The 21,130-nt window shown below is 44.7% G+C and carries 19 protein-coding genes; 12 read left to right on the forward strand and 7 right to left on the reverse strand.

Translation table 11 applies throughout. From position 1 onward, the window contains the following. The first annotated feature begins 3 nt into the window (after positions 1 to 3). The 4 genes from GWP40_RS01910 (at position 4) to GWP40_RS01925 (ending at position 3,527) form a co-directional block, all read left to right on the forward strand. Positions 4 to 1,143, forward strand: a complete 1,140-nt coding sequence (locus tag GWP40_RS01910) for a FecCD family ABC transporter permease (RefSeq protein ID WP_212565824.1) — start codon at positions 4 to 6, stop codon at positions 1,141 to 1,143. After that, positions 1,143 to 1,922: an ABC transporter ATP-binding protein gene (locus GWP40_RS01915; protein WP_212565825.1), complete on the forward strand. Its 780-nt coding sequence runs from the start codon at positions 1,143 to 1,145 to the stop codon at positions 1,920 to 1,922. Before GWP40_RS01910 ends, GWP40_RS01915 begins: the two co-directional genes overlap by 1 nt. Before the next feature lie 106 nt (positions 1,923 to 2,028). Then, entirely contained in the window at positions 2,029 to 3,075 is a 1,047-nt protein-coding gene (locus tag GWP40_RS01920) for an ABC transporter substrate-binding protein (protein WP_212565826.1), read from the forward strand. 32 nt (positions 3,076 to 3,107) lie between these two features. Further along, positions 3,108 to 3,527, forward strand: a complete 420-nt coding sequence (locus tag GWP40_RS01925) for a TOBE domain-containing protein (RefSeq protein ID WP_212565827.1) — start codon at positions 3,108 to 3,110, stop codon at positions 3,525 to 3,527. 218 nt (positions 3,528 to 3,745) lie between these two features. Here GWP40_RS01925 and GWP40_RS01930 read toward each other — a convergent pair whose 3' ends face one another. Beyond that, complete coding sequence (locus GWP40_RS01930; RefSeq protein ID WP_212565828.1) at positions 3,746 to 4,339, reverse strand: hypothetical protein; 594 nt, start codon at positions 4,337 to 4,339, stop codon at positions 3,746 to 3,748. 169 nt (positions 4,340 to 4,508) lie between these two features. On the opposite strand from GWP40_RS01930, the gene GWP40_RS01935 reads away from it, so the two are divergent. The 5 genes from GWP40_RS01935 to GWP40_RS01950 all read left to right on the forward strand — a co-directional run bounded on the left by GWP40_RS01935 (position 4,509) and on the right by GWP40_RS01950 (position 9,920). Then, on the forward strand, positions 4,509 to 5,084 hold the full coding sequence (locus GWP40_RS01935) for a hypothetical protein (protein ID WP_212565829.1): 576 nt from the start codon (positions 4,509 to 4,511) through the stop codon (positions 5,082 to 5,084). Continuing rightward, positions 5,084 to 5,770 (forward strand): response regulator transcription factor, encoded by a 687-nt coding sequence (locus GWP40_RS01940; RefSeq protein ID WP_212565830.1) that lies wholly within the window; start codon positions 5,084 to 5,086, stop codon positions 5,768 to 5,770. Before GWP40_RS01935 ends, GWP40_RS01940 begins: the two co-directional genes overlap by 1 nt. Continuing rightward, positions 5,736 to 6,467 carry a HAMP domain-containing protein gene (locus GWP40_RS12550; protein WP_230974538.1) on the forward strand — a complete coding sequence of 244 codons (732 nt, stop codon included), beginning with the start codon at positions 5,736 to 5,738 and terminating at the stop codon, positions 6,465 to 6,467. The genes GWP40_RS01940 and GWP40_RS12550 overlap by 35 nt, the downstream gene beginning before the upstream one ends. Beyond that, a complete protein-coding gene (locus GWP40_RS12555; RefSeq protein WP_230974539.1) occupies positions 6,412 to 7,164 on the forward strand; it encodes a sensor histidine kinase in 753 nt (250 codons plus the stop codon). The genes GWP40_RS12550 and GWP40_RS12555 overlap by 56 nt, the downstream gene beginning before the upstream one ends. Before the next feature lie 377 nt (positions 7,165 to 7,541). Then, entirely contained in the window at positions 7,542 to 9,920 is a 2,379-nt protein-coding gene (locus GWP40_RS01950) for an adenylate/guanylate cyclase domain-containing protein (protein ID WP_230974540.1), read from the forward strand. 199 nt (positions 9,921 to 10,119) lie between these two features. On the opposite strand, the gene GWP40_RS01955 is transcribed toward GWP40_RS01950, so the two are convergent. Beyond that, positions 10,120 to 11,622: a Do family serine endopeptidase gene (locus GWP40_RS01955; protein ID WP_212565831.1), complete on the reverse strand. Its 1,503-nt coding sequence runs from the start codon at positions 11,620 to 11,622 to the stop codon at positions 10,120 to 10,122. Between the two features lie 690 nt (positions 11,623 to 12,312). Between GWP40_RS01955 and GWP40_RS01960 the strand changes: the two genes are divergently transcribed. After that, positions 12,313 to 13,314 carry a methionine ABC transporter ATP-binding protein gene (locus tag GWP40_RS01960; RefSeq protein ID WP_212565832.1) on the forward strand — a complete coding sequence of 334 codons (1,002 nt, stop codon included), beginning with the start codon at positions 12,313 to 12,315 and terminating at the stop codon, positions 13,312 to 13,314. Then, positions 13,311 to 13,973 carry a methionine ABC transporter permease gene (locus tag GWP40_RS01965; protein WP_212565833.1) on the forward strand — a complete coding sequence of 221 codons (663 nt, stop codon included), beginning with the start codon at positions 13,311 to 13,313 and terminating at the stop codon, positions 13,971 to 13,973. The genes GWP40_RS01960 and GWP40_RS01965 overlap by 4 nt, the downstream gene beginning before the upstream one ends. Before the next feature lie 139 nt (positions 13,974 to 14,112). Here the strand turns inward: GWP40_RS01965 and lsrF are convergent, their stop codons facing one another. From lsrF to GWP40_RS01990, 5 genes are all read right to left on the reverse strand, one after another. Beyond that, positions 14,113 to 14,997: a 3-hydroxy-5-phosphonooxypentane-2,4-dione thiolase gene (lsrF, locus tag GWP40_RS01970; RefSeq protein ID WP_212565834.1), complete on the reverse strand. Its 885-nt coding sequence runs from the start codon at positions 14,995 to 14,997 to the stop codon at positions 14,113 to 14,115. 81 nt (positions 14,998 to 15,078) lie between these two features. Then, a complete protein-coding gene (locus GWP40_RS01975) occupies positions 15,079 to 16,158 on the reverse strand; it encodes a substrate-binding domain-containing protein (protein ID WP_212565835.1) in 1,080 nt (359 codons plus the stop codon). A gap of 230 nt (positions 16,159 to 16,388) precedes the next feature. Next, on the reverse strand, positions 16,389 to 17,381 hold the full coding sequence (locus GWP40_RS01980) for an ABC transporter permease (protein WP_212565836.1): 993 nt from the start codon (positions 17,379 to 17,381) through the stop codon (positions 16,389 to 16,391). A gap of 4 nt (positions 17,382 to 17,385) precedes the next feature. Continuing rightward, positions 17,386 to 18,390: an ABC transporter permease gene (locus GWP40_RS01985; protein WP_212565837.1), complete on the reverse strand. Its 1,005-nt coding sequence runs from the start codon at positions 18,388 to 18,390 to the stop codon at positions 17,386 to 17,388. Further along, complete coding sequence (locus tag GWP40_RS01990; RefSeq protein ID WP_212565838.1) at positions 18,391 to 19,893, reverse strand: sugar ABC transporter ATP-binding protein; 1,503 nt, start codon at positions 19,891 to 19,893, stop codon at positions 18,391 to 18,393. It lies immediately after the preceding gene. A gap of 298 nt (positions 19,894 to 20,191) precedes the next feature. Here GWP40_RS01990 and GWP40_RS01995 point away from each other — a divergent pair, with 298 nt between their 5' ends. Then, the gene (locus GWP40_RS01995) at positions 20,192 to 21,118 is read left to right on the forward strand and encodes a sugar-binding transcriptional regulator (protein ID WP_212565839.1); all 927 of its coding nucleotides are present in this window, start codon (positions 20,192 to 20,194) and stop codon (positions 21,116 to 21,118) included. Positions 21,119 to 21,130: the final 12 nt, after the last annotated feature.

The raw sequence follows: 21,130 nt of genomic DNA on the forward strand, positions 1-21,130 counted from the left end.
AATATGGACAGCCAAAACCGGACGGAGACTGTACATCTTGATATCGGCTCGCGTATTCCCGAAAAAGCCGGGAGCGTGAGCCATACGGAAGACGAACGTTTCCTCCGCGAATACAAACAATCCAAGCGAAAAGGGCTGATTGCCTTTATTGCGGTGATTGCGCTGTTGACTTTGGTGTTCATTGCTTCGTTTTGTATCGGACGGTACTCGATTAGTCCTGCACGAGTGTTACAAAGTATCGGGGACGGGATCAAAAACGGCGCCGGTGAATTTTCAAAATGGGGAACGGCGGAGGATACGGTTGTTTGGCTGGTGCGGATGCCGCGTATCTGTGCGGCTATTCTGGTGGGGGCTGCTCTGGCGGCGGCCGGCGCGACGTATCAAGGTCTGTTTCGTAACCCGATGGTTTCTCCGGATATTCTGGGAGCCTCGGCCGGCGCGAGTGTCGGCGCGTGTTTTATGATGCTGATGAATCAAAGTTCTGCTATGATTCAAGCGGGAGCTTTCGCAACGGGCATTATAGCGGTTACGCTGTCCTATTTTCTCAGCAAGGCTATAGGCCGAGGCAGTAATATGATCCTGCTTTTGGTGCTGTGCGGTATGACCGTCAACACCCTGTTTCAAGCAGTGGTATCCATCATCAAATACCTTGCCGATACGGAATCTCAACTGCCGGAGATGACCTACTGGCTTATGGGCAGCATCGCTAAAGTGAGCTATCGCGATTTACTGTTTTTTATTATTCCGTTTGCCGTCGGGATTGTACCGATCGTTACACTGAGATGGAAGCTGAATGTTTTATCCTTTGGAGAGGATGAAGCAAAAGCGATGGGCGTTAATGTAGGCGCCGTGCGCGTGGTTTGCATTATCTGCGCGACCTTACTCACGGCGGCGGTTGTTTCCGTTGCAGGTACAATCGGCTGGGTGGGGCTGATGATTCCTCATCTGGTACGTTTTTTGGTGGGGCCGAACAATAAAACATTGATTCCCCTGTCATTGCTGACCGGCGGACTTTTCATGCTGATTATCGATAATTTTTGCAGGTCGCTTATGGCCTATGAGATTCCGCTCGGTGTGCTGACGTCGCTTTTAGGGGCGCCGTTCTTTATCTTTATTCTCTATAAAAGAAGAGGAGCTGCATAATGGAATTGACGCTCAAACATGTTACCTGCGGTTACGGGACAACGCCGATTCTGAAAGATGTATCGCTGACCCTTCGGCAAGGAGAAATTGTGTGCATTCTCGGCCCGAACGGAATTGGAAAGACTACGGTTTTTCGTTCGGTATTGGGATTTTTAAAATTGCTGGATGGAGAAGTGTTGCTGGATGGGGTTCCCAGAGACCGAATACGCGCAAGAGACTTTGCCAAATGCGTGGGGTATGTTCCGCAAAGCCATGAGCCTCCCTTTCCCTACTCCGTGCCGGATGTTGTGGTTATGGGGCGTGCCGCGCACCTGCGTCCCTTCGAGGCTCCGGGATTTGAAGAATACCGCATCGCCGATCAGGTTCTGAACATGCTGGAGATTTCCTACCTGCGGGAAAAAACGTATACCCAGATTTCCGGCGGCGAGCGGCAGATGGTTCTCATTGCCCGTGCATTGGCGCAAAACTCCAGTCTATTGGTTATGGATGAGCCTACTGCCAATCTGGACTTCGGCAATCAGATTCATGTATTGCAGAGTATTAAAAAGCTCACCGCCTCCGGCTTAGGAGTTTTGATGACAACTCACAATCCTGATCATGCCTTTTTGTGCTGCCATAGGGTTATTTTGCTGACAAAAGACAAGCAGGTGCTGGAAGGAACCGTTGACGAAATCGTTACTGAAGAAAACCTGCGCAAAGCTTATGGCGTAGAGGTTCGGATCACCACAACAGTTACGGAGGCCGGAGAAAAGATTCGAAGCTGCGTTCCGCTGTTATGAACCGGACTGTTTTTCAGTCTGATTTATATAGAAGAAAACCTTGACTGTTGTTAGAGGTTTTCTGTAGATTCAGTTTACCTGTATCAGGGAATTATTGAGGAGGAAAATGATGAAAAAGATGCTCGCATTGCTGTTATCCGTGATGATGGCATTGATGCTGTTTACGGCGTGTACCGCTAAAAAAGAGACTCCTGCCACTCGTACTGTTGTGGATATGTCCGGAACTGAGGTTACGATCCCCGCTCAGGTCAACACGTATGTAGAGAGCTGGTTCGCCCACAACGCTGTTGATCTGATGCTGAATAAGGCTGAGGGTATGCTGGTTACCTGTGTCAACAAGAATTCGCAGCCGTGGATGTATATCGTATGTCCGAATTTCTACAAGGCTGTTTCGACTAACTTCTCCGCAGATATGAATCTGGAAGAGATTATAGCTGCCAAGCCCGATGTAGTGTTCGGTTCCAACGAAAAATACCGTGAGATGTTCACCGCGGTCGGCATTCCCTTTATCAACTGTTCGTTCAAAACATATAACGAGATGATACGATCCGTACAGCTTACCGCCGAAGTTTTCGGAGGAGAAGCTGTTGATATTGCTAACCGTTATACGGCTTATCTTAAAGAGCGGCTGGACTGGGTTGCAAAACGCGTAGGAGATATCCCCGAAGAAAACCGCACAACGGTAGCGCACGGCAATTCTATCTATGAGCTGAATTTCGACGGCGCCAACACCATCATCGATGAGTGGATCAAATATGCCGGCGGTATCAACGCAGCTGCCGAAGGGATGACAGGTAATCTGCAAACCATTTCTATGGAGCAGGTGCTGCAGTGGGATCCCGATGTTCTGATTACCGGAAAACCCAAGAAACAGGTGGAGCAGGTTATGTCCGATCCTGCATGGGCAAATCTTAAAGCGGTGAAGAACGGACGGGTGTATTCCAATCCCAAGGGAGTTTTCGCATGGGATCGTTATGGCGTGGAGTCTGCACTGCAGCCCCAGTGGTGTGCAAAGCTGCTGTATCCGGAGTTGTTTGAAGATTTTGACATTGCGCAGGAACTGAAAAACTTCTATCACACGTTCTTCTACTATGAACTCAGCGATCAGCAGGCGCAGATGATTTTGAATTATGAAACGCCTAAATTAGACTAATTTTCGATCATTCGATAATTTGGAGGTTCTAAATGAAACTAAGCGCAAGAAATCAGTTCCCCGGTACCGTAACTAAGGTGGCCGAGGGAGCCGTCAACGGCATTGTTACGATTGATGTCAACGGAACGCCCGTGTCCGCAACGATCTCTATGAATGCCATACGGGAGCTGGGATTGGCACCGGGCAAAAAGGCCTACGCTGTCATCAAAGCCACGGAGGTTATGGTCGGCCGTGGTGAACATCTGCCCCTGAGCGCCCGCAACCAATTTCCCGGCAAGGTACTGGGAGTAGAAAAGGGTGCCGTCAATTCCATCGTACGCATCAGTGCGCTGGGCAGTTGTACCATCTCCGCCACCATTTCCAACAACGCTGTAGAGGAACTCGGCTTGAAAGAGGGCGAGGCTGCTCTGGCTGTTATCAAAGCTACTTCCGTGATGGTTGGTATTGACTGATTTTCAGGAGCTGGGCAAGTGTATCAGACCAATCAACAACCCCGACGCGAGCGTCGGGGTATTAAAGCCTCCGCACGAATAAAGAGAAATGGCAGAAAAAGTGGGGGTGTGAGACCATTTGAACCGCAAAGAGGTTCAATTCCGGTTGAACAGCTCCACTTTTTCTGCGGGAATAGTAAACAAGCATCTGATGCGTTTACCCTGCGTTTTGATACAGCTTAGCGACCCTGCCGAGACAAGGTAAGGTTTGCCAGCTCTTTGGGTAAGTCGCTGCCGGTCAGTGTGAGCGTATTATCGTCATTGCGGGTGTACTGGAGCTTCCACACTGCGTTCATGCTTTCACGGATTTCCTTTTTAGAGCCGTTTGTCCATGTTTCGGTTTCTTTACTTCTTACGGTAAAGGTAACTTCGGTATCGGTAGCAGTCCAGAAACCTTCCCACTCCGTCGATGAAGTAAAGCCTTGCAGCCATTCGATTTCCATGCTGCCGTCGCGGTCAAACTCGACCTTGACTGCCTTATTTTCATCGCGGGCAATCCATTTACCCATAACCGAATTTCCCGTTTGTGCAGCGGCATCGTTCATCATCGGGCGCCGGTTGAACTCTCCGCTTTTGCCGTCAGGTTGCATTTGGCGTTCGTTAAACTCGCCGCCTTTACCGTTATGCGGCATCGGACGTTCCGCGGCTCCGGCATCATTATGATGTTTCCAATCTTTTGAATTCGACTGATGCGGTTTTGCAAAAACGGCTCCCACCGCTAATACCGCAACGATACCGAATGCCGCAGCCTTTTTCACCATTTGTTTGTTCATTTGTATACTCCTAAAAAAACAAAGTACGGTTGTTTAAGTTTTCACACCGTCTGTGCACGACTATACCGTATTGGGCTTGCCGTATCATGAAGCCTGCATTGGAAAAAGATTAAAATATTTTAATCGGGAATTTTGACACAAAACGGAAAGAATACGGTATGATACGGTTATGACTACCCGTAAGACATTGAGTGTCTCTATCATATCGGTATGTATCTTTCTTATTATGCACAGTGCACTTTTTGCAGATAAACCGAAGGACGCTAAACATGCATTTTCGTACCGCGGTATGCGGATGGCAAATGCCGACGGCCTTTTTTATGTTACAAAAATAGAAACCGAAATCGAGCAAGCCGGCATTATCGAAATAGAGATTAAATTCAATATGCCTGCCGATCCGCGTACACTCCAAAAAAAACATATCAGCATAAACGGTCAGTTTTTACCTGCCGATGCGCTAATTGCTTTTAACAAAGCAGGTGATAAAATAAAAATATTGATTCGGGACTCTTTTTTATCTGCGGGAAAAGATACGCCAAATCGTCCGTTTCATCTTGATTTACCGGAAGCGAAAAGCTTTAATCATATTCCGCTCTATCTTTCACACTTTGATGATATGGAATGCAACAAAGAATATAAATTTAGATTTTTAAATATTCCGCCGCAGAAACCTCCTAAGGAAATGCACGAAGAAATGCATAATCATCACCATTATGAATATGTTCGTTTTGAGGAAAAAGATTGATGGCACGGGTATTAATCGTTGAAGATGATTCGGGCATTGCCGAATTCTTACAGCTTGAACTTGAGCATGAAGGATATGATATTCTCTACGCTGCAGACGGCAGAACCGCTTTGGATATTTTTGAAAAGAATGAGCCGGATCTTGTGCTGCTCGACATTATGCTTCCCCAGCTGAACGGACTTGAAGTGTTGCGGCGAATCAGAAAAACGTCGAATACGCCGGTTATTATGCTCACCGCGCGGGGGGATACATTCGATAAGGTGAGCGGTCTTGATTCCGGGGCGGATGACTATCTTGCAAAACCGTTTGAGATTGAAGAGCTGCTTGCGCGGATGAGGGCTGTGATGCGCCGGAATAATGCACAGGGAATAACGCCGTTAAAACTGCGCGGTATCGAACTTAATCCGAACAGTATGGAAGTAACGGTAAACAAAGAACGGGTTATGTTGTCGAAAACCGAATACCTTTTGTTGAAGACATTGCTTGAACACAAGAACACCGTTTTAAGCCGCGATACCATCATCAATACGGTATGGGGTGCAGATCATTACATCGATGAAAATTCGGTCGATGTGTATGTGCGATATTTGCGTGCAAAAATCGATGACAAAACCGGTGAGGAATACATCTCTACGGTACGCGGCGTCGGCTATGTTATACGGGACACCGGCAATGCAAGCATCTGATTCACCGGTACGGCAGCTCCGCATATCGACGGTACGGCAGCTTTCACTGCGCTTCTCTCTTTTGTTTGCCGTGATGATTGCCCTTTTTTCCGCCGGTATTATTGTGCTGCTTCGTTCCGGCGTTAGGCAGCAGCAAAACCGCGAACTTATTTCCGCCGCTCGAATTATTGCCGAAGCACTGAAGAACGGCCGCGTACAAGAAATTGATGCGGAGCTTCCGTATTATATTACGTTTTCCGTGTATCAGAGCGGCACGCAGGAAGTGATTGCAACGAACGACCCTTTTTTACCGATGCTGCCGGTAACACCCCGCCGTGCAGAACGGTATACGGCAAAGCAATACTTTATCGACGGCGATTTAAATATTCTCTACTATGCAGTATCCGTTCATGCGGGGGAGGCTTACGTTATACAGACGGCGTTGAATATGGATTCCGATACGGCGGAGTCCATTATTTCCGGCATACCGAGCATTCTCGCCGTGGTTACCGTCCCGTTGCTGCTGCTTTCGTACATCGCGGTGTTTTTTATGACAAAACGTACAATGCGAAGCGTTCGTGCTATGACCGATGCGGCAAAGAACATCAGCGGCTCCAATTTAACCGACCGGCTTCCCGTTACGGATAAGGACGACGACTTTGATGTCCTTGCAAAAAACATTGAACGATTTGCTTTCTCGCCTGCAAACCGATTTTGAACGGGAGCGCCGGTTTACAGCTGATGTGTCGCACGAGTTAAAAACACCGCTTGCCGTAATTCTCGGTCATGCCAATCTGCTGCGTCGTTGGGGAAAGCACGATCCCGACCGTTTGGAAAAATCGCTTTCGGCACTGATCCGCGAAGCACATTCGATGGAAGCTATTATCGAAAATTTGCTGCAAATGACCCGGCTTGAAAACGGGCATATACGGATTCATAAAACGCCTGTTCCCGTTGCCGAATTTTTTACGCGGCTTATCGACAGTACACAAAGCTACGCACCGAATGTGAGCTTTACCGAAAGTATTGGGGTGCCAACCGTGTATACGGATGAAGCGCTGCTCCATCAAGTATGCACTATTATAATTTCCAACAGCGTAAAATTTGCCGGAGAATATACTCATATCGAACTTTCGGTACAGCCGCTTTTAGAAGCAGAGCGCCTTCCTGATGCGCCTGCATCGGAAGGCGCATATATTATTTCGATTTCGGATAACGGTCCGGGAATTGCGCAAGATATACTGCTACATATATTTGAGCGCTTTTACCGCGGAGATGCCGCACATACGAGAGGTGCAGGCGGTGCGGGACTTGGATTGTCGATAGCGGCAAGCATTGTGCATGCGCTCGGCGGTTCAATCAGTGCCGTAAATACTCAAGACACAGGCGCCTGTATAATGCTGCAGCTGCCGTGATTCCTAATTAAGGCAACCGTACCAGAAATAATTTAAGCGGTTGCCTTCCTTTTGTGTGAAATTTTATTCAAAATTTCGCACATTTTTTTAGCAGATGAAACAGGTAAACATATTAGGCAAAGTAGAGCAAAAGCGCAAAATAATTGGGGCTGTGAGACCATTTGAACAGCGAAGTGGTTCAACTCTGGTCGAACAGTCCTAATTATTTTGCGGGGCTGTTAAAAAAAATCGCCTAATGCGTTTATCATGGCACGCAGGACGTTCACTTGACAAAAAATACCGAGAATATACACTATAGGTAATCATTAATATATCGGCAGGTCGTTGAAAGACGTTCCTTCAGGTTATAAGCTATTCTAAAAATATAGGACATTGTGATGAGCGAAATCGAAGATGAAAAGTTAGAAACAGTACATACACAGACAGCAAAATTCCCTTATATGCTGCAAATTGTTTCCCTTGTTATTTTGGCTGCATTGATGTTTATGCCGTTCGGCATGGATAAAATGGATCTGCTCAATTATGAGCAAACTCCGCAGCTCTTGTACCCGTTTACGGTTCTATTCTCAGGGTTAGTTCAAAGGAATTTACATTTTTTTTATATAAGCTGTTTCTCCTTTTTTTTATTGCCCGTAGCATTTCTCATTATTTTAACTTCTATCTTTAATAAAAAAATAACACAGAATATCGTTATTATTTCTGCTTTTGTTGCAGTAACATTTTATCTTGCAGCTGCTATTTCGGGGATGATGACATTTGCCAACACTATACGCTGGTTTCAGGGGTTAAGTATTTTAGTATACGCTGCTTTTTTTACTGCTTTTATTTTTCATGTCTTTTTAATCAGTCGCGGGATTCCTTTGATAAAAGCAAATAATGAGGCGTACTCTGAATACAAGCAGCTGATTTTGGAAGATGAAAAAACGGATAAACTGAATAAACCACAGGTAAGCACTAAATCGGGAACAATAGTAGCCGAACAACCGGAAGGGAAAAGATTCAATATAAATATAAAAGAACAAATCCAAAACTTGATCGGGCGAGTAAAAGATCCTGACAAGAAAACGCATCTAAAAAATAAAATTGCAGCGGTGATTCTTGTTACAATTATTGTTAATATTTCTGTCTTTATTTATACGGATTTAAAGAACTACAAATTGCTTTTAACGCAAAATGTCAATACAACCGGTAAGAATCAAGCCGAACAGGTTGCGGCCATTTATGATTTTTCAGATGGGCTTCATGCAAAAATAAGCGCCTTTCTTGAAGGCATAAAAAAGACAAATGCATCTTCTCCATTTCCGCATCGCCGTGTAGATATTATTACAACAGACAGTAACGAGCCGGTGTTTCTTGATAAGATTAATGACACTACAGTACTTCCCGATTTCAATGTATTCTCGTATACAACGGAGCAGGGGGCGGTGCGTAATATACCGGCAGAAGAAAAACGCATTACTGCGGAAGAAGCTGCTCTTTACATACAACATTTTCAAAATACACTCACTCGAAGTCAGCCTATTTATAAACCGGAAAAGGGTTCCTGCATATATATATATCCTATAACCTTTTCGCGCAAAGACGGTCAAAGGCTGGTTGGTTTCGCCGTTGTAACATATATGAAAGAAATACTGGAGCGTCCGTATTTTCAAGCAAAAGTATTTATCTTTGCACTTGCAGCAGTTTTTGCATACGCTGCAATTATCATTACGCTTTTCCTTGCCGATTTTATTGCCGAGCCTATTATTCAGCTTTGCGTAAATATTAGAAAGACGACCAATATATTAAACGAAATATTTTCGGGTAATGCAAAGATTGAGGCAAACAGACTTGTATTTGAAGATAATCTGAAAACACGCGATGAAATAAAAACACTTTCGAAGGAAATAAAAAATATTATTACGCTTGTGCGTGGTATGCTTCCATATATTTCGTTCCATACCCTTCGAAATGCAGAAAAAGATGTCGGTTCAAAAAGTATCTCGCGGAATCTTTGTTTCCTTTTTACCGATATTAGAGGCTTTACGAAACTTTGTGAAAAATTGCCGGCAAGAGAGGTTATATCGATGTTAAATCGCTATCTTAACATCGAAACTAAAATTATTTTTGATAACGGTGGTGATGTTGATAAGTATGTCGGGGACGAAATGATGGCTTTTTTTGCAGGTCCAAGAAAAGAGATAAATGCTTGTAAGGCAGCGATGGAAATACGGGAAGCGCTTTATCGTGAACACCAAGCAGCTATGAAAGTAGGAAGAGAAACAATTTCACTCGGTATCGGTATAAATACGGGTTATGTTATATTCGGCCCTGTCGGTTCCGAAACAAGAAAAGATTTCACTTCCATTGGCGATACGGTTAATTTGGCAGCACGGCTTGAAGGTGCAAATAAACAATATGGATCAAAGACTATTATTTCTGAAGCCGTCTACAACAATTTGAACAATGCATTTATTTGCCGTGAACTTGATTATATAACAGTAAAAGGGAAAACAGAAGTTGTGCGTATTTTTGAAGTTTTGCAAGAAACCAAAAAAAATACCAGCGATAAAATTTATGATTTAAAAAAGCTTTTTGAAACAGGACTTGACTATTATCGACAACGCAAATGGAAGACCGCAGAAAAGTATTTTATGGAATGTGTAGAAAAATATAACGATCAACCTGCAAAAGTTTTCTTAGACAGAATAGCTCATTATCGCAGTTCTCCACCTCCGGCAGACTGGAAGGGTGTCTTTGCTATGCGGATGAAATAAATGGCAGGAAAGCTTTTATACACTGCATTTTTTAGAGTTTCTCTGCGATATTTACCAAATATATTACGAGCCAACATCCCCGACGCAGAGCATACGTTGCACAGCAATAAGGGGTTAACCCCTCTGCACGAATAAAAAAAAAGCGCCGATTAATCTTGACGGTTAATCGGCGCTTTTCATTTTCAGCTTTTATCTTAACTTAAAACTTATAGCGTAAAGTCGATAGTGTTTGTCCTTCACGCAGTACATCGAACCACACTTCTTTTTTGATCTTTGATAATTCACGATAGAATTCGCGCATATTGGTTACCGGTACATCATTTACCGCAGTAATAATATCACCTGATTTAAGCCCGATAATAACGGCGGGCGTTTTATTGGTAATGTTGGTTACCAGCACGCCTGTTTGTTTTTTATCAAGCTTTAATTTATCGCGTATTTCATCACTGAGTTCGTAACCGATAAATCCCGGCCATAATTTCGACGAGTCGGTAACGATTTTCTGATCCCGCTCTTCAATCTTTACAGAGAATGTTTGTTCTTTACCATCGCGGATAACCACAAATTCAGCGGTAGTGTTGCTACGAAGATCGCCGACATCGCGGACAAGTTGATCGACGCTCTTAACCTCTTTACCGTTCAGCTTAACGACAAAATCGCCCGGACGGATGCCGCCTTTAAATGCAGGAGACCCTAAGAAGATGTCGATAGCCAAAGCGCCGGTTTTTTCACCGAGCCCCAGAGCTTTCATAACCGTTTCGTCGGCGCTCGTCAGTTGGACACCAACCCATCCATATTTCAATTTACCGTCGGAAATAAGTGAGTCGATTGCTCCTTTGACGTTGTTGATCGGAATGGAAAAACCAAGTCCCTGTGACCCTCCGCTTGATGATGCAATCCATGTGTTAATACCGATAACTTGCCCGTAGATATTGACGAGCGGGCCGCCGGAGTTTCCCTGATTGATGGCGGCATCGGTTTGAATAAAGTCGTTGATGTTATTATTCGGACCGCCCGACCGCCCGACCGCGCTGACCATACCGCGGGTAACCGTCGAAACATACCCGAGCGGAGAACCGACAGCAAAGACAATATCGCCAACCTCTACCGCATCGGAATTTCCCAATTCAGCAATAGCAATATCTTTTTCGGTGGATTCAAATGAAACCAGTGCAATATCTCGTCGCTGATCTCCGCCGACCAGTTTTCCTTCTGCGGTATGTCCGTTATATAACTTGACGATAATCTTTTCAGCCGTACCGGTAACATGCTGATTAGTCAGCACATAATAGGTATTGCCGTTCTTACGAACGATAACACCCGAACCCATCCCTTCTGATTTATATTCTTGCTCGCCGCTATCGTTCCCTTCTGATTTTTCACCGTTATTCTGATTAGGCATTCCAAAAAAGAACCACGGAAAACCGTCTCCCGAAAGGGGATTGCGGACTTTTTTAATTTCCGTAACCGATAGCGTTACTACTGACGGTAAAATTGCCGCCGATACTTGCCGGTTCGCACTTTGCAGCCCTTCCAACAAGGAAATCGTCTCTTTTGTAATTGCTTCCGAATGCTTTGTGTCAGCATATACTGTTGTTGCAGAAGCAGGACTTGCAGAGCAGGATGATACAAAAATCATTACAACCATGCTCAACAGTGCGGTAAATGACAGTACCGTTTGAAATCTTTGTCTTAAATGCATACGTTTACCTCCAACATAAGAACGCCGCGAAAGAATTTTCACAGCCTCTGTAATTTCGCAAATAAAAAATAAAGCCGAGGAAAACTTCTTAAAACTGAAGTTTTGAGAAGTTTTCAATTACTTCTTAAACATATAAAATACTATTATGATACACGTATCGGCTAGAGCAATCGCATTAAAAAATTTTTAGCGATTGTCTTCCTTCTGTGCGAAATTTCATAGGTATAAGGTGAGCGTCTACAATGATGCCTTCATCAACTGATGAACATCCCTGTCCATCAGTTGATAACGAATTTTGGCAAAGCCAAAATATCGCTTCTGCTCTAACCACCGCCGTCCGTGGCGGATGTATTAACCGTCAAGTTTTCTTTCGAAAACTTGCGTATTGATGTGTGCGCTTTTCGCGCACGAATGCAACAGTTTCCAAAATTCATATTTTGTTCAACTGTTGCATTTTAAGGAAATAAAATTTCGTACATTTTTTCAGCAAAGGGGTAAACGCATCAGACGAATAGAATATAGATCGCAAAATCAGGAGGGTGGGCAAGCATTTGAACCGCGAAGAGGTTCAACTCTGCTTGAACAGCCTCCTGATTTTGCGGGGTGATCAACAAAACGTCTGATGTGTTTACCCTGACGCATCGGCAATAATAACTTGACAGAGCTTTTATATTTTGTTTGTATGTACGGATGATACGGTTAGTAAACGTAAACAAACGGTACGGAGAACTTCAAGCGGTGGATAATATCAGCCTTGAAATTCCTTCCAATACGATTTTCGGGATTATCGGAAAAAGCGGCGCGGGAAAATCGACGCTCGTGCGGCTGATAAGCCTTTTGGAACCGGTGGATTCGGGCGAGATTTACTATGGTGACTCCCGCGTAGACACCTTGACAGGCAAGCTCTTACGCAATCAACATAAAAAAATCGGGATGATTTTTCAGAATTTCAATTTATTTGCATCGCGCACGGCTGCGGGCAATATCGCCTATCCGCTTGAAATTGCCGGAATGCCGAAGCGTGCTATCGCAGCAAAAGTGGAAGAAATGCTGAATGTTGTCGGGCTTGAAGGACGCGGCGATGCACGGGTAAGTACCCTATCCGGTGGACAAAAACAGCGGGTGGCTATTGCCCGTGCCTTGGCGGTTTCTCCCGATATCCTCTTTTGCGACGAAGCGACGAGCGCACTTGACCCGCAGACAACACGCTCAATTTTGGAGCTGCTCAAGCGGCTGCAAAAGGATATGAATTTAAGTGTTGTGATGATAACGCATCAGATGGAAGTGGTGCGCGATTGTTGCCAGCAAGTGGCCGTTATCGATAACGGCGCCGTGGCGGAAACGGGTTCCGTGCGTGAAATCTTTTCTGCGCCGAAGTCGGAAGTAACCAAAGACTTCTTAATGCATATCAACCCGCTCAATCCCGAAGACACACAGCTTATCCGATGGTCTAAAAGCGGCGGCGCCTATACGCTCCGGTTCTCCGGTGAACCCACGAGTGAGCCGGTTTTGAGTAAAATTTCCCGCGATTATGGCATTGAATTTAATATCTGTGCAGGCGGTATGCAAAAGGTCGGTGAAACGGTGGTCGGAACCCTCTTTGTCGATATTAACGGTTCACCCGAAGATATGCAAAAAGCGTTTGCTTATCTTAATCAAAACGGCATCAAAGTAGAGGAGACACATCAATGAGTTCATGGTCAACGTTAGTACAGCTTGTGGGAACAGCGACGGCGCAAACGCTCATAATGGTATTCTTTTCTACGCTTTTTTCTTTTATACTCGGAGCGCCGCTCGGCGTGCTGCTATGCATCACTGCGGAGGGGAACCTTATGCCGAGACCGGTGTTGCATCAACTTATCGACCGGGTGGTAAACGTATTACGTTCATTCCCGTTTATTATATTGATGATTTTGCTCTTTCCGTTTTCGCGGCTCATCATCGGTACCAGCATCGGAACCGCCGCAACGGTCGTGCCGCTTTCCATCGCCGCCGCCCCCTTTGTTGCACGGGTTATCGAAAGCGCCTTGCTGGAAATCGACCGCGGTGTTATCCAAGCGGCTCTTGCGATGGGCTCTTCTACTATGGAGATTATCTTTAAAGTGATGATACCGGAAGCGCTGCCGCCCCTCGTTGCAGGCATTACGCTCACTATTATCAACCTTATCGGATATTCGGCAATGGCGGGTGCAATCGGCGGCGGCGGCCTTGGCGATTTGGCAATCCGATACGGCTATCAGCGGTTCCGCAGTGATATTATGCTGGCGGCGGTCATCGTCATTTTAGTGATGGTAGAGCTTATTCAATTTATCGGCACGAGGATCAGTACGGCGCTTGCAAAACAGCGGTAGGAGATACTCGCTCACTGTCTTTTGTAAAGACTGGGAAGCTGCATTAAGGATGAAGAGGTAGTACTGATTAATTAGCCTTCCTACTAAAAAGCTGAGAGAAAGGGCAAACATGTCAGATTTGTTTGCCCTGGTCGTACCTTTATTTTTTATTAATTTGTTCCGTATAGAATTCAAATGCTTCTTTGTCGGTATATTTGTGGTGAACGATTTTTCCGATTGCATCGGCCATCGCGATAGGATGAGCACTCTGAAAAATATTGCGTCCCATATCAAGCCCTCTGGCTCCGTCGCGGATTGAATGATAGGCCAATGCGAGCGCTTCTTGTGCGGGGAGCTTTTTCCCGCCGGCTACTACAATCGGTACCGGACATGCAGCAACGATTTCTTCAAAATCTTCGCAATAATATGTTTTTATAATGTTTGCACCGAGTTCGGCAATAATACGTGTTGCAAGTTTAAAATACTGTGCGGTGCGTTCCATATTCTTACCGACTGCGACTACGCCAAGGGTCGGTATGCTATAGCGAATGCCTGCATTAATAACCGCAGAAAGATTGTCGATGCTTTCCAGCTGACCGTCGCCGCCGATAAAAGTCTGAACTGCAAGGCAGTCGGCATTCATCCTTATCGCATCTTCAATATTGACGGCAACAACTTCATGGGTTAAGTCATCCTGTACCATAGAGGAACCGGAAGACACTCTGAGCGCAATAGCTTTTTTGCAGTCGGGACGCACACAGGTGCGCAATGCTCCTCGTGTTGCCATAAGGACATCGACATGATCATTAAGCTGGGGAATTAAAAGGTCGAGCCGTTCGAGCCCCGAAACTGACCCCATAAAATAACCGTGATCAAATGCGAACATCACGGTATTACCGGTTTGAGGATTAAAAATATTCGACAGGTGTTTTTTCATACCCCAGTCGAGATTGCCAGCCCCTTTTACATAAAATGCTCCGTCAACGGCAAAAGGGACATCCGTGTGATAATCGTGAGCTGTTTTTAAACCGTCTAAATCTGCCATACTATCATTCCTATCATTAAAAGTGATACAGGGAACCTCTAAAAACGGCTGTGTCTTTAAAGGTTCCCCTATAACCTCTATTTAGAAGTTATACTTATCCATGTTTTCTTTTGTGAATACTGCACGCTCCGGAAGCAATACAACACCGGAATCGTTTGCCGTATAAGATTTCGGATCAAGTACCGTGTTCGGCTGAATAGTTACCTTACCGATGGTAGGAATATCGATTGTGTCGCCGACTTTCATACTGTGTCCTGTTGCTGCCCAGTAGGCGAGGTAACAGGAAATTGCACCTTGAATACCGCAATCCCACAAGCCCCAGCGAGTAAGAATACCTGCACGGCAATAGTCCTTAATCGCATTCGGTGTTGCAAAACCGGTAATGGTTACCTTTTTCTGATTAAGACCAAGGTTTTGTGCGGCTTGACATTGACCGGGAAGAGCAGTCGAGTCGTTACAAATAATTAAGTCGATATCTTTGTGAGCAGACAGAACCGCTTCTCCAACTGTAATTGCACGTTCCGCATCTTGGTTGGAATAGTAGTTATCCGGCGCAACATTAACCCATTTGGGATACTTTTGGCGAATATAAGCTTCGCCTGCGACATGCCATGAATTCTGATCGGTAACCGTTGCCTGAGAATAGTGCCAGCAGTATTTGATAACATCCGTATCAGGATTTTTACCTCTTTCTTTAAGAGAGGTAACGCCCATATCAACAAGCATTTTGCCGAGGATATCGGGGGTTCCCTGAGATGTCATAAGCTGCCGTGCATCAGGATTGGAATCGGAGTCCCATGTCATAACGGCAAGGCCGGCTTTGCGAGCTGCTTTCAATGCTTGATCGACACCGGCTGCATCAACGGTCGAAATTGAGATTGCATCGGCACCTTGCTGAATAGCATTGTTAATGATATTAACCTGATTCGCCACTGCTGCATCGGGGCTGCCGTCATACTTTACGGTAAAACCGACCTGCTTTGCCAGTTTTTGAGCACCTTCATTTGCTACTTCAAAAAAAGCATTGCCGCTGATTTTCGGAATAAATACGACAACAACGTCTTTCTTTGAACCACCAGAGCCCTGATCACTTGAGCCGCCGGCAAATACCGGTACGCCGACCAAGAGCGCTGCCAACATAATCGACATCAGTTTTTTCATTTTTTACCTCCTGATTTTGTCGTCCGTTGTTTTAATCTAAGGAAACACTCTAAAAACCGCAAGTTTTTAGAGTGTTTCCTTAGATTTAGTTGCGATGTTTTTTGATAAGTCATAACAATATAAAGACTTATCAAAAAGACTCGTCGGGCATCTCTAAAAATCTAACCGAGTTTTTAGAGATGCCCTATAGACATCTTTAAAAAATAAAATTTGTTTTTTAAAAATGCCCCCTATCGCTTGCGGAAAATACCGGTTAGATTGCTCGAAAAGCCTTTCCCGGAAAATCCGCGAGATGCAACAATAATAAGCAGTAACATGCCGACCGGTATATCAAGATACTGAGTATTGACTCCTGCCATCGATAAACCGAATCGCATAATTCCGATTACCAGCGCAGAAAGCGCCGTCCCGAAAATACTGCCACTCCCCCCGGTAATTGCCGTACCGCCGAGTACGACGGCCGTTATAATCGGCAGAGTTAATTCTTTACCAAAGTCAGCCTTTGCGGTACCGAGATATGAGGTAAGTACAATCCCGGCGATTGCCGCACCGGCCCCGGAAAGCGCATACGTCGTCATCTTGATAAATCGCGTATTTACCCCGGAAAATTCGGCAGCATTCGAGTTAATACCGCACAAATACACGGAACGTCCGTAGGCAGTACGGTGCAGAATAATATAGGCAATTATTGCCATAATTAAAAACAATAAAATTTGAGAAGGAATAATTCCAAAAAAACGGAACTGCGTAACTGCCGTAAATGCAGCAGGGAAACCGCTAATACCCTTGTACAATTCAACCTTTGCAATACGGGTAATCGAAACCGCTAAACCGGAATATAAAAACGAACCGCCGAGTGTTACAACCATGGGCGGTACATTGGTATACGCAATGATAAAACCGCTTAACAGTCCGCACAGTATACCTGCAATAATCGCAAGCAAACAGGCCACATAGATATTTACACCGCTTTGAAAAAATACGCCTATAACAATCGATGAAAGGCCGACTATTGAACCTGCTTGAATATCCATCCCGCCGGCAATAATAACCATCGTTACAAAAAGCGAGATGATGCAGATCGAAATAAAGTCATTGATTGAACCGAGCAGTACAATCGGACGTAAAAAGCGCGGGTTCAACATACCGAATAAGATAATTTCGCATACAATAACGGCAATCAGCAATAATTCATTTGTAAAAGCAAACCGTTTCTTTCCCATATAGCTACCTACTCTCCGTTCCGGCTGTCTTTGCTAAGAGGCGCGTTCTCCGTGCCTTTTCAGCCGCATAATGCTGTACCAGCCCGTCTATCGTAACAATCGTGATCAATAAAATACCGGTAATCGTGCTGTCATAATCGGAAGAAAATTTTAAAAATACGAGGATGCGGTCTATCGACGCCATGATGATGGCTCCTATCAGCGCGCCGAACAACGAACCTACACCGCCGGACAGACTGATGCCGCCTAGAACGCAGGCCGCAATCGCTTTCATTTCGTAACCGTTTCCTGCAATCGGCGTAACAAATCCGATGCGGCTTACATAGATACAACCGGCTGCGGCGGCAAAGAACGAACTGAGCACAAAGGCGCTTATCCGCGTGCGTTTTACGGGAATGCCGACCAGCTCAGCGCCGCCGATATTGTCCCCTACGGCATAAAAATTTCGTCCTATGGCAATACGCCGCAGCAACAGTGAACCACCGACTGCGATAATGAATGTTGCCAAGTAAATGTAAGTGATACCGCCGACAGTCGCTTGACTGACCGCCTTGTACTCAAACGGAATGTTTTCAACCCATTTTCCGCCGGTATAGACATAGATAAGACCGCGGATAACACCGTTCATACCAAGTGTCATAATAATGGAAGGAATGCCGAGATATACGAGCCCATAGCCGTTTATGAGTCCGCATACAATACCGATTCCGACAGCTGCTAAAATAGCAAGCGACCACGGACTGCCGTCACGAATTAACGTTGCGCTTACCGCAGCAGTCAACCCCATCACTGCACCGACTGAAACGTCGATTTCACCGATAATCAGTACAAATGCGATACCGATAGACAAAAGCGCAAATACGACGCTTGAGTTTACCGTCTGCATTAAATTTCGCGTACCGAGAAAATCGGGATTAACAATACCGACAAGAAGAAAAAGTATAACTACTACCGCAAGCGAAAAGAGGCTTCTTGCCTTAAAAATCCGCTTAAAGGATATATACTGCATTTATCCAACCATCCCTTTTTCTACACCGAATGAAGCAGCCATCAGCGCCTGTTCGTTTATTTCATCTTTTGAAAATTCATGATTAATTCTACCACGGTACATGGTAACGACCCGATCGCTCATCGTAATGATTTCTTCCATATCGGAACTGATCAGTAAGATAGCTACGCCTGTTTTTTTAAGCTCTTTGATAATCGCGTACACATCACTGCGAGCTCCCGCATCAACACCGCGCGTCGGTTCGTCAAGAATAACAAGGTGCGGATTTGTAGAAAAACATCTTCCGATAATCACTTTTTGCTGATTGCCGCCGGAAAGAGAACCCATTATCTGGCCGTCGCCGGTAACTTTAATATGAAATTCATCGATGTATTTTTTTGCAAGCGATTTTTCTTGTACGGTATTGATAAGCATTCGCTTTAACGTTGTAAGTCTTATGGAAGTAATATTATTACGCACCGTTGTCAATTTAAAAATCCCGTTTAAAAACCGGTCTTCGGGAAGATAATTGATCCCCTTTGCAATGATCCGCTTAGTCTTCAACCCCGTAATATCTTCTCCGTTTAAATACACTTTTCCGCCCAGCACCTTATCGCGGCCGTAAAGCGTCGTTGCGAGCTCCGTTTTACCGGCTCCTACGACACCGGTCATACCGAGAACTTCTCCGGGATAGACATCAAGATTGACATCGGCAAAACCGTAACCGCTGAGATTTTTAAGTGAAAGTACCGGCTCTTTTTTTTCGGCTTCCGTCGTATCAATCGTTTCTTCTTCGAGCATTTTTTCGACACTTTCAGGTGCGAGCCCTTTTAACAACATATCGTATGTAAAGTCTTTGGTGTCGCCATCCATCGTAATAGTACCATCTATCAAAAGCGCAATGCGGTTTGCTATAGCAAATACTTCATTTAAACGATGTGTTATATAAATGACGCCGACTTTCTTTTTTTTCAATTCGGCGATAATGTTAAAAAGAGAGTTAACCTCTTCAAACGTAAGTGAAGACGTCGGTTCGTCAAAAAACATGATGCGCGCCTCACGCATCAGACCGCGTAAGATTTCTACCAACTGCTGTTCCGCAATCGAGAGCGTACGCGCTGTTCTATCAAAATCGAGCTTCCAGCCGAGCTGCTGTATAATATCCATAAGACGCTTATGAAGTTCTTTCTTTTTACCGGGAATCCCCATCAAAATATTTTCTTCAAGCGTCATATTTGAAAAAAGCATCGGCTCCTGCGGTATAAGATATACTCCCGCATGCAGCGAGGCCGATGGACTTCCGAAATGAATAGGTTTTCCGTCTACAAGGATATCTCCGCTTTCCGGTCTGTTTATTCCCATAATGGTCTTTACCAGCGTGCTTTTACCGGCGCCGTTACCTCCGATAAGGGCAAGGATGTCTCCCGGGTAGACATTAAGGTCAACGCCTTTAAGTACGGCATTGGAACCGAAAGATTTATAGATTTTCTTTACCGACAGCAACGGCGCTGCGTTTTCATCCATAGGTTGTTTCCTCTCTCGCTCAAGAGTAAAAATTAAAGAACTTTTGTTCTTGATATGAACATTTATCAATAAATTAAGTATAAGACGAAAAAAACGATTTGTCAAATGTATATTTGATAAAATAGCAAAATTTCAGCGAGATAGAGATTTCTTGCTATTTTAAAGTTTTATCAATTAATTTATGAAGAAAACGAATATTTAGTCCTAATAATCTGTTAGTTAAATCTTGTTTTTTTAGATCTAATGTGATAATATGTTCATAGTGTGATATTTTGTTCGTTTGGGAGAAAAAAATACAATGGCGGATGATTGGGAAAAAGAGCTTATCGTACGTATTGCATGGTATTATTACATACAAAAGAAAACGCAAAAAGAAATAGCTGATATGCTCGGTATTTCCCGTATGCGTGTTATAAGATTGCTTGAAAAGGCTGAACGGGAAAACGTTGTGCAAATCAGCATTCATAACGATTTTAGAGGCAGGTTGAAAACTGAGCAAGAGCTGATCGATATCTACCGGCTTGATGATGCCTTTGTAATCCCTTCCGATGAACGTCATACCTCCGAAACGCTTAACGATGCGGTTGCGAAGGCGGCTGCCATGTACATCGACGAACACTTTTCCGACACACCCATCATCAATATCGGATATGGTGATACGACCGGACGGTTTATGAACTATTTTTCGCAAATTTCAAAAAAGAAACCGACGTATATCTCGCTCACCGGTGGCGTTAGTATTTATCTGCTCAATACACAGCTCTCTGCCGGAAATGCATCACTCTACCTTATTCCTGCCCCTTTCGTTGCATCGACAAAAGAAATTGTTGACGCAATAAAAAAGGAAACAGCCGTTATTGAAATTTCGCGGATGCACCCGACGGCAAGTTGTTCGGTTATCGGTATCGGCGGTATGGATGATAATGCGACTGTTATTAAGTCCGGTATCATACAAAAAAACGATTTCGATTTTCTCAAAATGCGCGGCGCTGCGGGTGATGTGCTTGCTCATTTTTTTGACGAAAACGGAACTTTTATTCCGGTTTCTACCGAAGAACGCCTTATTACGTATTCACCGGAAGCATTAAAGAAACTGCACAATGTCATTGCTGTTGCTGCAGGAACGGTCAAACGCCCCGCAATCAGAGCGGCGCTTCGGGGACAGTATCCGAATATTCTCATAACGGATGAAACGACTGCACAATGGCTCATTGAAAATAAATAAAGGATTATTGGG

The sequence above is a fragment of the Treponema vincentii genome (genome assembly GCF_018336815.1).
Lineage (GTDB): Bacteria > Spirochaetota > Spirochaetia > Treponematales > Treponemataceae > Treponema.